This is a genomic window from uncultured Pseudoflavonifractor sp. (assembly GCF_944387275.1).
GTDB lineage: Bacteria > Bacillota > Clostridia > Oscillospirales > Oscillospiraceae > Pseudoflavonifractor > Pseudoflavonifractor intestinihominis.
This window is the reverse complement of the sequence record NZ_CALXEG010000058.1, coordinates 1-13613: the sequence shown is the minus strand read 5'-3', so window position 1 is coordinate 13613 and position 13613 is coordinate 1. Positions and strand designations below refer to the sequence as shown.

The following is a 13613-nucleotide window of genomic DNA, read 5'->3' as shown; positions in this document are numbered from 1 at the left end:
AGAGAGGGGATGGTTGAGGAAGGCCAGGCTGCTGCCCGCAGGGACAGGGGAGAGGAACAGGCTGACCGACAGGCCCACGCCGCCCAGAACCTGGACCACTGCCGTGACAAAGGACTCAAAAAAGGAGATGACCTTGGGGAGGCCCCAGCCGGACCAGTTTTCGTTCTGCCGGATCTGGGAGTATAGGTCGAACACCGCCTGCCGGTCCACGTCGGCGTAGTCCAGCGCCACCATCTTGTCCATATAGATCTGGTCGTCCAGCTGTCCGGCGCAGTCCCTGGCGTAGTTGGACCAGCGGGTGAGCACGCCCTGGAGCAGGGCGCACGCCGCCGTACAGGCCAGGGTGAGGACCACCCACCGGAGCAGCTGGTCCGGCCTGCGGGCGCCTGACAGCTCGTCAATGATGCGGGCGGACAGGAAGATTGTCACATAGGGCGTGACGGCCTTGACCACGGAGGAGAGCAGGAGAGAGACAAACACCTGGGGACAGAGCTTTCGCCAGATGCCCCACGCCCGCAGATTCAGTTTCCAGGCCGCCAGATAGCCCAGCTTTTTCTCCTTATTCGCCATGGTGTTCGCCCCCTTCCCTGTAATACTGGCTCTGTACGTCAAAGAGCTTTGCGTAGCCGCCGCCCAGAGCCAGCAGCTCATTATGGGTCCCCTCCTCGGCAATGCGCCCCTGCTCCAGGAACAGGATGCGGTCGCAGAACCGGGTGGAGGCCAGCCGGTGGGAGATGAACAGGGAGGTCTTGCCCCCGGTCATCCCGCTGTACTTCCGATAAATGTCCTCCTCGGCGATGGGGTCCAGGGCGGCGGTGGGCTCGTCGAGAACCAGAATGGGTCCGTCCTTGTACAGAGCCCTGGCCAGCATCAGCCGCTGGGTCTGGCCGCCGGACAGCTCCACGCCGTCCTCAAAGACCTGGCGGCCGATGGCGGTGGCCACCCCCTTGGGCAGGGACTCCACCTTTTCCGTCAGACCCGCCTGGTCCAGACAGGCCATGACCCGGTCGGTGTCGATGCCCTCCACCCGCTGGGCCACGTTTTCCGCCACGCTGGCCTCCAGCACGGAGAAGTCCTGGAACACGGCGGAGAACAGCTCATAGTAGGCCCGGCGGTCATAGCGGCGGATGTCCTCCCCGTTGAGGAGCACCCGGCCCTCGGTGGGGTCCAGAAAGCCGCAGACCAGCCGCACCAGGGTGGTCTTTCCGGCACCGTTGAGGCCCACGATGGCCAGCTTTTCCCCGGGATGGATGGTCAGATTGATGTGCTGAAGGGTGTCTTTCTCCGCCTTGGGGTACCGGAAGGACACGTTCTCCAGACGGATTTCGCAGGGGGTGGACAGGTCCTTGGGCAGAGGTTCTCCGTCCTCAAACCGGAAGGACTCCGGATAGTCCAGAAATTCCCGCACCGTGGAGATGTCCAGGCTCTCCCGGTGGAGCTGGTTGAACATGTCCAGAATGCCGGTGACCCACTGGGTGAAGCCGCTGGCGGCGGTGAAGTAGAGCAGAAATTCCGCGGCGCTCATGCCGGTGGTCAGGGTGAGCCACAGAAGGTAGGCGTAGGCGACGCCGTTGCGGATGAGGGTCAGCAGCAGGTCGGTCAGGTTGATCCACAGGTAGACCGACTCCCGCCTGCGGAGAAAAGCACGGAACAGGGACATGGACTTGCGCCACACCTCATTCATCCAGGGCCCCAGACCGAACATACGGATGTCCTTGGCGTGGGGGCGGCCGGTGGCGGTCTGGCGGATATAGCCCATCTCCTTGATGGGCCTGGCGGCCTCCTCCCGGTGCCGGTAGCCCCACCCGCTGACCTTCTTGTCCACAAAATACCCCACCGCGGCGGTGACGGCGATGACGCAGAACAGAAGGGGATGCAGGCCGGAGAGGATGGCCAGATAAGCGGCAAAGCCCAGCAGGTTGGTGAGAATGGTGGTCCAGGTGGTCCAGATCTGCTCGGTGGCCTCTTCATTGTTGCCGCAGGCGTGGAAGGCCTTGGACTCCATGTCATTGAACTGGGCGTCCATCAGGTTGGGATAGGAGGTCCGGGAGACCTTCAGGCCCACGCTCCGGGCCAGCTTCATGCGGATATGGACCCGGCCGAACAGGGTGTTGGTGTCCAGATACCGCTTCAGGCCGGACAGGAGCAGCAGGGCCAGGGAGAACCCGGCGATGGTCAGGAGCAGGGATTCCAGCGGCGCGGATTCCTCCACCCTGGCGATCACCGCAGGGGCGATGAGCAGCTCGGCCACGGTCTGGGCGGCAGTGACCACCGCCAGCGCGACGCACAGGAAAATCACGCTGGGGCAGTTGTGCCAGGCGGCGGAGAGCATAAAGCCGGTGTTCTGCCACATGTTGTAGGGGGATTTCTTCTTTTCTTCCATGTCTGTCACCTCTGGTACCATCCTACCAAAAAAATCGTCCCCAGAATATTCTGGGGACGAATCGTTATGCTGGGGGGACGAATTGCAGACCTCACGCCTGGGGGAGCAGGATCTCGGTGGTAAAGGCGCCGTCCTCGCTGTTGCGGCTGATGTACCCGTCCAGCCTCTCCACAATGGCGTCGATGCGCACCAGCCCGAAGCCGTGGCCCTCGCCCTTGGTGGTGCGGAAGAGTTTTCCAACCTTGCTGAGCTTCTTCCCGGCGGTGAAGTTGGTAAAGGAGATGTAGAGCTGGGTGTTCTTCATGTCCATGTACACCCGGATGAGGCGCCGCTCCTCGGGCAGCTGAAGGCTGGCCTCAATGGCGTTGTCAAAGAGGTTGCCCAAGATGCAGCACAGGTCAATCTCCGACGACTTCAGCTTCACCGGGATGGAGGCGTCCGCCACCACCTGGATGCCCTTGGACCGGGCCAGGGAAATCTTGGAGTTGAGAATGGCGTCCGCCATGGGGTTGCCGGTCTTGATGACCGTGTCCACGGTAGTCAGGTCCTGGTCCAGCAGGTCAAGGTACCGCTTGATGGCCTCCCAGTCACCGGCGGCGGCATAGGCCTTCATGGTCTGGATGTGGTTGCGGTAGTCGTGCCGCCAGCCCCGGATCTGCCGGTACATGTTGTCCACTTCCCGGTAGTGGGTCTCCACCAGCTCCTGCTGGTAGGAGGCGATCTGCCGGTCAATTCGCTTGGAAAAGAGCCCCATGCCCCTCACCCCATGTTGATAATGGCCCGGTTCACGCCCTCGTAGGCCCCTCTGGGCAGAGGGATGGCCGTGCCGTCGCTGAGCCTGATCTCCGACTTGGTGACCCGGCTGATCTTGGTCAGGTTCACGAGAATGGACCGCCCCGCCCGGTAAAAGCGGCTGTCCAGCTGCCCCTCCAGCTCCCCCAGGGTCATTTTCACGGTGATTTCCCCGGCGGCGTGGATGGTCACATAGTTGCCCGACACGGCGGCGTATTTGATCTGGTGGACCGGGACCCGGACCATCTCGCCGCCCACCTCGAAGTGGAGCACTTTTTCATTCCGGGAGAGCTTTTCCACCGCCCGGTCCAGCACGGAGAACAGCTTGTCCTCCCGGACGGGCTTCATCAGATAGTGGAGGGCGGCCACGTCGTAGCCCTCGGCGATGTAGTCGGAGTAGCCGGTGACAAAGATGATCTGAACCGTCTCGTTGTCCCGGCGCAGGGTTCGGGCCATGGTCACGCCGTCCATGGCTCCCATCTCCACGTCCAGGAGCAGGATGTCGTAGTCCTTCTCCTCGGCGTAGTGAAAGAGAAACTCCTCGGCGGAGGAGAAGAAGGCGGTCTGAAGGGTGTGGCCCCGGTCCGCCGCCCAACGGTCCGCCAGGGCGGACAGGTACTGCCGGTCCGCCGATGAATCGTCACAAATGGCTATCTTGCAGTTCATGGTTCCTCCGGTGATCCGGGCGGTGTGCCTGCCGCCCGGGCAATTTCCGCTTCCGTCTGCCCGGTGACCCACTTGCCGAACACCCGGGACTCCATGGCGGGCACATAGCCCAGGTCACGGTAGCCCAGCCTGGTGAGCAGCGCCATGCTGGGCACATTCTCCGGGTCGGTGAAGCAGAGAAATTCCCAGTGGGGGAAACGGGTGTGCAGCAGCTCCGTGAGGGCGGTCAGGGCCTCAAAGGCGTAGCCCCGGCGCTGGTGCAGAGGTGAGACGGTAAAGCCCAGGGAGATGGCGCCGTCCTGGGGCATCACCACAATCTCGCCCACCGGCTCGCTAATGTCCTTGAGCGCCATCACGGCCATAAAAGGGGCGTCCACAGAGAAAACGTCGTCCCTGTGCTCCTCCACCAGAGCGGCGATTTCTCCGTACTCCCGGACCTGTCCCCGCTGGTACCGGACGCAGCGGGGGTCGTTGCGCCAGCCGTGGATGGCGGCGGCGTCCTCCGGTGCCACAGTGCGGAGCATCAGCCGGGGCGTTTCAAGAAAGATCATGGAAGCCTCCTGTTGACTTATTCCCTGGTGAGCAGCACTACGCTCTCCACGTGGGCGGTGCGGGGAAACATGTCCACCGCCTCGACCCTGCGGAGGGTGTAGCCCAGGGCGGTGAAGCGCTTCACGTCCCGGGCCAGGGTAGCCGGGTCGCAGGAGACGTACACCACCCGCTCCGGAGCCATGGCGGCGATGGTGTCCACCACGTCCTCGGCCAGGCCCTTCCGGGGCGGGTCCACACACACCACGTCGGGCTTCACGCCCCGGGCGGCCAGGGCCCGGGCGGCCTCCCCCGCGTCGCCGCAGAGGAACTCGGCGTTGTCCACCCCGTTGCGCAGGGCGTTTTCCTTGGCGTCCTCCACCGCCTGGGGCACCACTTCGGCGCCAAACACCTTGCCCGCCTGCCGGGCCATCACCAGGCTGATGGTGCCGATGCCGCAGTACAGGTCCAGCACGGTCTCCTTACCGGTGAGACCGGCAAAGTCCAGGGCCCGGCCGTAGAGCACCTCGGCCTGGTTTGCGTTGACCTGGTAGAAGGAGGGCACGGACAGCCGGAAGGTGAAGCCGCACAGGGTGTCCTCCAGGGCGTCCCGGCCCCAGAGGGTGCGGTAGGAGTCGCCCAGGATGACGTTGTTCTTCTTCTCGTTGACCCCCAGCACCACGCCCACCAGCCCGGGCTCCACGTTGCGCAGGGCCTGGACCAGGGCGTCCTCATGGGGCACCGACTTGCCGTTGACCAGCAGGCAGAACAGGGACTGTCCCACCCGGTTCACCCGGACGTACACATGGCGCACCAGCCCCCGGCCGGTCTTTTCGTCGTAGGCGGAGATGTTGTTCCACTGCATCCAGGACACCGCGGCGGCCCGGAGCCGGGCGGCGGTCTCCGGCTGGAGGAGGCAGTCCTCCACCGAGATGACCTGGTGGGTCCGCTGGCGGTAGAAGCCCACCCGGGGGCCCTCCGGCCCGGGCTGGACCGGGAACTGGACCTTGTTGCGGTAGCGGCGCGTGTCCTTGGCCCCGTGGATGACGGGCACCGTCACGTCCAGCCCGGCGATGCGCTGGAGGCAGTCCTCCACCCGGATGCGCTTGGCCTCCAGCTCCTCGGCGTAGTTCATGTGCCGGAACTGGCAGCCGCCGCACTTGGTGTAGTGGATGCACTGGGGCATGATCCGGGCGGGGGAGGGCTGGAACACCCGCACCACCTTGCCGAACAGGTTGCTCCGGCCCACCTTCTCGATGCGCACGTCGCACTCCTCGCCCCGTACGCCCCCCTGGACAAAGACCACGATCCCGTCCAGCCGGGCCACGCCGGTGCCGTCGGCGGTGTACCCCTCGATGATGAGGCGGCACACGTCGTTTACCTTTACGTTGCAGTTGAGCATAGTATCACCAAATCGTCAAAGTTGTCAGGCCCAGGGCGCCAGCAGGTCCCCGAACAGGCTCCGGTCCACCGGGAAGGTGGGGGCGCCGGCGGCGTTGGGGGCCAGGTCCTGGGGCTGGTAGAAGAAGACCACCGCGTCGGCGGTGAGGTAGAAGTTTTCCCGGTCGAACAGGCTCTCGGTCAGGGCGGCGTCGTAGGTGGTGCCGTTTGCGTCCCCCTGGGCGGCCTGGCGGAGCACCTCCTTCAGGGCGATGGACGCGGCGGCGTCCGGGTCGGTGAAGAAGTCGTCAAAGGTGAGCACCTCGCCGGTGGTCAGGTCAAAGTGGTCGGCCATGTAGAGCAGGGTGGGGTAGGTGCCGCCGGTGTGGCCGTAGTGGGTGCGCAGGATGCTCACCATCCGGTCGGTCTGGTGGGTGATCTCATAGGATTCCTCGTCGGTGTAGTAGGTGAAGGCGTACCCCATGGACTTGGACAGGGCGTAGTCCGCGTCGGCCTGGCCGGCGTTGGCCAGGGTGTCGCTCCGCAGCCCGGCGGACAGGTCCATGTACCACTGGTTGATGGCCTCATAGGCGGCCACGCCCTTGGCGTTTTCGATCAGGGGCAGGGAGAACTTGCCCTGGACCAGCAGCACGTCCTTGTCCTCATCGTCGGCCTGGGAGCACTCGCTCTCCTGGACGCCCCACACCGGCGCACCGGCCTGGGCGGTCTGGACAGGCTGGCTCTCAGTGGGCGTGGGCGCGGGGGAGGAGGCGGAGGGCTCGGGCGTGGTCTGGACGGCCTGGCTCTCCGTGGGGGGCGGGGTGGACGAGGGGTGGGACGTGGGGTAGATCAGCTCCTCAGAGGACTGGGGGCCGGCCGGGGCGCAGGCGGAGAGCACCAGCAGAAGTCCGGCGGCCAGAGAGAGAATGCGGCGTTTCATAGCAGCTCCTTTTCCGGCAAAAATGCGGATACCAATACAGAATACATTGTACCACCAAAGAAAAGCGGCGTAAATGGGGAAAGAAAAAAGCGCCGGCGAGAGGGCGGGACGGACAGAATTTCCAAACCGACCTTTTTTCAGTGGAAATTCCCGGCCGCGGGCGACAAAAACACTTTTTCCTCCCGCTGGTTTGTTCATAATTTCTACTTTTTTATTCAGGAGGTTTATGGTATACTGCTAACTTAGGAAATTCCGGCCGGGAGCCGCCTGCCCCGGGCCTTTGCCAATGCACGGAAGAAAGGTGAACGATAGAAATGGCTAACCTGCTCAAGAAGATCTTCGGCACCAGCTCCCAGCGGAAGCTCAAGGAGATCGAGCCCATCGTAAAGAAGATTGAGGCCCTGGAGGAGCCCTACAAGGCCCTCACCGACGAGGAGCTCCGGGCCAAGACCGACGAGTTCAAGGCCCGCCTGAAGAACGGCGAGACCACCGACGATATCCTGCCCGAGGCCTTTGCCGTCTGCCGGGAGGCATCCTGGCGTGTGCTGGGCATGCGCCCCTATCGGGTGCAGCTCATCGGCGGCATCATCCTCCACCAGGGCCGCATCGCCGAGATGAAGACCGGCGAAGGCAAGACCCTGGTGGCCACCCTGCCCGCCTACCTCAACGCCCTCACCGGCGAGGGCGTCCACATCGTGACCGTCAACGACTACCTGGCCAAGCGCGACAGCGAGTGGATGGGCAAGGTCTACCGCTTCTTGGGCCTGACCGTGGGCCTGGTCATCCACGACGTGTCCCCCGCCCAGCGCCACGCCTCCTACGCCGCCGACATCACTTACGGCACCAACAACGAGTTCGGCTTCGACTACCTGCGTGACAACATGGCCATCTACAAGCAGGAGATGGTCCAGCGGGGCCACGCCTTCGCCATCGTGGACGAGGTGGACTCCATCCTCATCGACGAGGCCCGTACCCCCCTGATCATCTCCGGTCAGGGCGACCAGTCCACCCAGCTCTACCAGATCGTGGACTCCTTCGTCTCCCGCCTCAAGCCCAAGAAGGTGGCCAGCGTGGACGAGAAGGAGGAGGAGGACCCCGACATCGACGCCGACTACGTGGTGGACGAGAAGGCCCGCACCGTCACCCTCACCGCCCGGGGCATCGAGAAGGCGGAGAAGGCCTTCAACATCGAGAACCTGGCCGACCCGGAGAACACCACCCTCTCCCACCACATCAACCAGGCCATCCGGGCCTGGGGCCTGATGCGCCGGGACAAGGACTACGTGGTCAAGGACGGCGAGGTCATCATCGTGGACGAGTTCACCGGCCGTCTGATGTACGGCCGCCGGTACTCCGAGGGCCTGCACCAGGCCATCGAGGCCAAGGAGAAGGTCCAGGTGGCCCGCGAGTCCAAGACCCTGGCCACCATCACCTTCCAGAACTACTTCCGCCTCTACGACAAGCTCTCCGGCATGACCGGTACCGCCATGACCGAGGAGGACGAGTTCAACGAAATCTACGAGCTGGACATCGTGGAGATCCCCACCAACAGGCCTCTGGCCCGTATCGACCACCACGACGTGGTCTACAAGACCGAGGCCGGCAAGCTCCGGGCCGTGGTCAAGCAGATCGAGGAGTGCCACGCCAAGGGCCAGCCCGTGCTGGTGGGCACCGTGTCCATCGAGAAGTCCGAGGAACTCAGCGAGATGCTCCGCCGCAAGGGCATCAAGCACAACGTCCTCAACGCCAAGTTCCACGAGAAGGAAGCCGAGATCGTGGCCCAGGCCGGTAAGCTGGGGGCCGTCACCGTGGCCACCAACATGGCCGGCCGTGGTACCGATATCATGCTGGGCGGCAACGCCGAGTTCCTGGCCAAGAACGACCTGCGCAAGGCCGGCCTGTCCGACGAGCTCATCGCCGAGTCCACCGGCTACGCCGAGACCGACAACGAGGAGATCCTCAACGCCCGCAAGATGTTCGCCGAGGCCGAGGCCAAGTACAAGGAGGCCATCAAGGGCGAGGCCGAGAAGGTCCGCGCCGCCGGTGGCCTGTTCATCCTGGGCACCGAGCGCCACGAGTCCCGCCGTATCGACAACCAGCTCCGCGGCCGTGCCGGCCGTCAGGGCGACCCCGGCGAGAGCCGGTTCTACCTGTCCCTGGAGGACGACATCATGCGCCTGTTCGGCTCCGAGCGGGTGATGAACATGATGGAGTCCCTGGGCGTGGACGAGGATACCCCCATCGAGCAGAAGATGCTCACCAACGCCATCGAGTCCGCCCAGAAGCGGGTGGAGTCCAAGAACTTCCAGACCCGTAAGACGGTGCTGGAGTACGACGACGTGATGAACACCCAGCGTAAGGTCATCTACGAGCAGCGCCGCAAGGTGCTGGACGGGGACAACCTCAAGGAGGCTGTCCAGAACATGATGCACACCGTGGTGTCCAACGCCATCCACGGCCACATGGGCGAGCAGAAGCACATGGACGCCGAGCAGTTCCGGGAGGCCGTGGCCCCCTTCCGTGGCGTGTTCCTCCACCCCGAGGAGCTCAAGCTCACCGACAAGGAGCTGGAGGGCTACAACGCCGAAGAGCTGGTGGAGCTGGTGCTGGGCAAGGCCCGGGACCTCTACGCCCGCAAGGAGCAGGAGCTGGGCGAGCCCCTTATGCGGGAGCTGGAGCGGGTCATCATGCTCCGGGTCGTGGACGAGTACTGGATGGACAACATCGACGCCATGACCGAGCTGCGCCAGGGCATCGGCCTGCGGGGCTACGGCCAGCACGACCCGGTTGTGGAGTACAAGCGGGAAGGCTACGAGATGTTTGAGAACATGATCGCCGCCATTCAGGAGGAGACGGTGCGCCGTCTGTTCCTGGCCCGGGTCAAGGTGGGCGGCGAGGTCAAGCGGGAGCGGGTGGCCAAGGTCACCGGCGAGAGCGGCGCCGACGACGGCACTGTGAAGAAGCAGCCCGCCAAGAAAGTGGTTAAGATCGGCCGCAACGACCCCTGCCCCTGCGGCAGCGGTCTGAAGTGGAAGAAGTGCACCTGCAAGGAGTACCACCCCGACCAGCAGTAAAGCCGTGGGGTAACCTCCGCACCGAAGGAAAATTCCCCTCGGAGAGCGGAGGGGGGGTCTCCGGGGGGAACTGGTGCCCCCCGGAAGGCGCGGCCGTCATACTGCACTTCCCGCAGGAAGCGCCCGCGCCTTGAAGAAGTGCACCTGCAAGGAGTACCACCCCGACCAGCGGTAAGCGGCTGGAAATTTTCCCAATAACCGACACACCGGGCCGGGCCCGGCAGCAGTGAAAAATGGAAAGTGAAACGTAATAAGGGCTGAGAACCTCCGGAGGGAGGCGGGGAAGACCCCCTCCCTCCGGGACCGCCTTTTTGGTTTTTCCTTTCATTTTTCACTTTTCTTTTAAAGGGGAATGTATGAAGTTTACAGAGAAAACGGTAAATGGAGTCACCTTCGGCCAGGGCGAGGACATGGGCCCCGGCGTGGTCCACGGCTTTTCCACCCGGCTGGGGGGCGTGTCCCAGGGCATCTACGCCTCCCTGAACCTGGGCGCGAACCGGGGGGATGACCGGCAGGCCGTGGAGGAGAACTACCGCCGCTTCTGCGCCGCCATCGGCGCGGATGTGGACAAGATGGTGTTCTCCTGCCAGGTCCACGGGGACACGGTGCGGGTGTGCACCGCCGCCGACGCGGGCTCCGGCCTGGCGCGGAAGCCGGACTATGAGGCCGACGGCCTCATCACCGACGTGCCCGGGCTGTGCCTGGTGGTGTTCTCCGCCGACTGCCTGCCCATCCTGCTCCACGACCCGGTGCGCCGGGTGGTGGCCGCCGTCCACGCCGGGTGGCGGGGCACCGCCAACGGCATTGTGGAGCGGGCCTGCGAGAAGATGCGGGACCTGTACGGCTGCCGCAGCGAGGACATCCGGGCCGCCATCGGCCCGGGCATCTCCCGCTGCTGCTTTGAGACCGGCGAGGACGTGCCCAACGCCATGACATCCGCCCTGGGGTTCAAGGCCCTGGAGTTCATCGACGCCCATCCCGGCGGCAAGTTCCGGGTGGACCTGAAGGGTATCAACGCCTTCCGGCTCCGCCGGCAGGGGCTGACCGAGGACCACATCGCCGTGTCCCCCGACTGCACCGTCTGCCTCCACGACAAGTACTGGTCCCACCGCTTCACCAAGGGGGAACGGGGAAGCCAGGGGGCGGCCATCGCCCTGGAATGGGGGAAGCGATGAAAAAGCGCCTGTCTGCCCTGCTGCTGAGCGGGGTCCTGCTGCTCTCCTGCGCCGCCTGCGGCCCGGAGACGGCGGAGGAGACCCCCGCCCCCACCACGCCCGCCCCCACTGAGACGGCGGGACAGTCCCAGACCCAGACCGAGCAGCGGGAATTCGTGCTGCCCTGCTATGCCTCCGAGTCCTTCCACCCCATCACCGGCGGAAACCGGACCAACCTGACCCTGGCCCCCCTGATGTACGAGGGGCTCTATGAGCTGGACCAGAGCTTCACCCCGTCGCCGGTGCTGTGCGCCTCCGCCCAGACCGACGAGACCGGCCTTATCTGGACCTTCACCCTGCGGGAGGGGGTCACCTTCTCCGACGGCAGCCTGCTGACTGCCTCCGACGTGGTCTACTCCCTCCAGCTGGCCATGGGGGAGAACTCCCCCTACGCCGGGCGCTTTTCCGGCGTCACCGGCGTGGCGGCGGGGGAGGGGAACACGGTGACCGTCACCCTGTCCGCCCCCAACGGCGCCCTGCCCGCCCTGCTGGACGTCCCTGTGGTCAAGGAGACCGGGGGCACCCCCCTGGGCACCGGCCCCTACGTCCTCACCGGAGAGGGGGACAGCCTGGCCCTGGAGGCCAGGACCGGCTGGTGGAAGGGGGAGACGGTGCCGCTGGCGCGGATCCCCCTCCACGACGTGCGGGAGGCCAACGGCATGATCCACGCCTTTGACACCCAGGACATCTCCATGGTCACCGTGGACATCACCGGCTCCAACGCCCTGGGCTACTCGGGCACCTACGAGGTGTGGGACTACGCCACATCGGTGATGCTCTACATAGGGTACAACACCGCCTCCGGCCCCTGCGCCGACCAGGGCCTGCGCAAGGCCCTGTCCTACGGCTACGAGCGCTCGGCGGTGACCAAGTCCATCCTGTCCCAGCACGCCCGGGCGGCGGCCCTGCCCGTGTCCCCGGCCAGCCCCCTGTACGACCAGACCCTGGCCGATTCCCTGGAGTACGCCCCCCAGACGGCGGAGCAGCTGCTGGAGGGGGCCGGGTGGAGCCTGGGGGCGGACGGCCTGCGCACCAACGGCTGGCAGAACCTGAGCCTGCGCTTTATCGTCAACACGGACAACACCTACAAGGTGTCCGCCGCCGAGTACCTGGCCCAGGGGCTGGAGAAGCTGGGGGTGACGGTGCAGCTGGACAAGCTGGCCTGGGAGGACTATGTGGCCGCCCTGACGGCGGGGGAGTTTGACCTGTACCTGGGGGAGGTCAAACTCACCGGCGACTTTGACCTGACCGCCCTCATCGCCCCGGCCGGGGCCCTGAACTACGGCAAATACAGCGACGCCGACGCCCAGACCCTGCTGGCCGCCTTCCGGGCGGCGGGGGAGGACGGCCGCTCCGCCGCGGCCTCCGCCCTGTACGCCCACCTGGCGGAGACGGCGCCCATTACCCCCATCTGCTTTAAAAACTGGTCGGTGCTCACCCACTGGGGCAGCCTGACCGGCCTCTCCCCCACCCAGCAGAACGTGTTCTACGGCCTGACCGGCTGGGAGATGGGCTGACCGGAGGATTCACTGCCCCAGGGGCATTGAACATAGAGAATCAGAGAACCAGAGAGAATTGATTTGTTGGAGGAATTGAAGATGGAACAGGTCTTCCGCTGCTATGTGGAGAAGCGGTCCGGATTTGATGTGGAGGCCATGGGGGTCATGCGGGAGCTGCGGGAGCAGCTGGGCATTGCCGCCCTCACCGGCGTGCGCATTCTCAACCGGTACGACGTGGACGGGCTGGACCAGGCCGCCTGGCAGGCCGCCCGGGACACGGTGTTCTCCGAGCCCCAGTGCGACACCTTTTATGAGGAGGATATGCCCGCCCCCGGCGGCGTGTGCACCATCCTGGCAGTGGAGGCCCTGCCCGGCCAGTACGACCAGCGGGCCGACTCCGCCCAGCAGTGCATCCAGCTCCTCACCGGCGGCGAGCGGCCCCGTGTGGCCTGCGCCAAGGTCTACGTCCTCATGGGCGAGCTCACCGAGGGGGACCTGAAGCGGATCAAGGGCTACCTCATCAACCCGGTGGAGTGCCGGGAGGCGTCCATGGACAAGCCCGCCACCCTGGCCCAGGACTACCCCATGCCCCCGGCCGTCAAGACCATCGACGGCTTCACCGCCATGGACGAGACCGCCCTCAACGCCATGCTGGGGGAGTACGGCCTGGCCATGGACCTGAACGACCTGAAGTTCATGCAGGCCTATTTCCGGGACGAGGAGAAGCGGGACCCCACCGTCACCGAGCTGCGGGTGGTGGACACCTACTGGTCCGACCACTGCCGCCACACCACCTTCGGCACCCACATCGACAGCGCCGAGATCCTGGACAGCGAGGTGGCCCAGGCCTATCAGGAGTACCTGGCCGCCCGCGAGGAGGTCTACGGCCCCGAGAAGGCCGCCGTCCGGCCCCAGACCCTGATGGACATGGCCACCCTGGGCGCCAAGGTGCTCAAGAAGCGGGGCGTGCTCACCGGTCTGGACGAGAGCGAGGAGATCAACGCCTGCTCGGTCCACGTCACCGCCACGGTGGACGGCGAGGAGCAGGACTGGCTCCTCATGTTCAAGAACGAGACCCACAACCACCCCACTGAGATCGAGCCCTTCGGCGGCGCGGCCACCTGCATCGGCGGCGCC

General features: G+C 65.3%; 9 protein-coding genes and 2 pseudogenes. 4 read left to right on the top strand and 7 right to left on the bottom strand.

Annotated features, from left to right (window positions below; all coding sequences use genetic code 11):
- The 7 genes and pseudogenes from Q0K23_RS11945 to Q0K23_RS11915 all read right to left on the bottom strand — a co-directional run.
- Positions 1-570, bottom strand: a pseudogene (locus Q0K23_RS11945) (ABC transporter ATP-binding protein); the annotation flags it as partial.
- Positions 560-2383, bottom strand: coding sequence for an ABC transporter ATP-binding protein (locus Q0K23_RS11940; protein WP_294522553.1), 1824 nt, complete (start codon positions 2381-2383; stop codon positions 560-562). The gene Q0K23_RS11940 and the pseudogene Q0K23_RS11945, both read right to left, overlap by 11 nt.
- 91 nt (positions 2384-2474) lie before the next feature.
- Complete coding sequence (locus tag Q0K23_RS11935; protein WP_294522550.1) at positions 2475-3137, bottom strand: sensor histidine kinase; 663 nt, start codon at positions 3135-3137, stop codon at positions 2475-2477.
- Between the two features lie 5 nt (positions 3138-3142).
- Positions 3143-3841 (bottom strand): LytTR family DNA-binding domain-containing protein, encoded by a 699-nt coding sequence (locus tag Q0K23_RS11930; RefSeq protein WP_294522547.1) that lies wholly within the window; start codon positions 3839-3841, stop codon positions 3143-3145.
- On the bottom strand, positions 3838-4392 hold the full coding sequence (locus tag Q0K23_RS11925; protein WP_294522544.1) for a GNAT family N-acetyltransferase: 555 nt from the start codon (positions 4390-4392) through the stop codon (positions 3838-3840). The genes Q0K23_RS11930 and Q0K23_RS11925 overlap by 4 nt, the downstream gene beginning before the upstream one ends.
- 17 nt (positions 4393-4409) lie before the next feature.
- Positions 4410-5771, bottom strand: a complete 1362-nt coding sequence (gene rlmD, locus Q0K23_RS11920) for a 23S rRNA (uracil(1939)-C(5))-methyltransferase RlmD (protein WP_294522542.1) — start codon at positions 5769-5771, stop codon at positions 4410-4412.
- A gap of 24 nt (positions 5772-5795) precedes the next feature.
- Positions 5796-6689, bottom strand: a complete 894-nt coding sequence (locus tag Q0K23_RS11915; RefSeq protein ID WP_294522539.1) for a DUF3298 domain-containing protein — start codon at positions 6687-6689, stop codon at positions 5796-5798.
- A 314-nt stretch (positions 6690-7003) separates the two neighbouring features.
- Here Q0K23_RS11915 and secA point away from each other — a divergent pair, with 314 nt between their 5' ends.
- The 4 genes and pseudogenes from secA to Q0K23_RS11895 form a co-directional block, all read left to right on the top strand.
- The gene (gene secA / locus Q0K23_RS11910; protein WP_294522537.1) at positions 7004-9763 is read left to right on the top strand and encodes a preprotein translocase subunit SecA; all 2760 of its coding nucleotides are present in this window, start codon (positions 7004-7006) and stop codon (positions 9761-9763) included.
- Positions 9764-10119: 356 nt separating this feature from the next.
- Positions 10120-10938 (top strand): peptidoglycan editing factor PgeF, encoded by an 819-nt coding sequence (pgeF, locus tag Q0K23_RS11905; protein WP_294522535.1) that lies wholly within the window; start codon positions 10120-10122, stop codon positions 10936-10938.
- Positions 10935-12494: a peptide ABC transporter substrate-binding protein gene (locus Q0K23_RS11900; RefSeq protein WP_294522531.1), complete on the top strand. Its 1560-nt coding sequence runs from the start codon at positions 10935-10937 to the stop codon at positions 12492-12494. The genes pgeF and Q0K23_RS11900 overlap by 4 nt, the downstream gene beginning before the upstream one ends.
- An 81-nt stretch (positions 12495-12575) precedes the next feature.
- Positions 12576-13613, top strand: a pseudogene (locus tag Q0K23_RS11895) (phosphoribosylformylglycinamidine synthase); the annotation flags it as partial.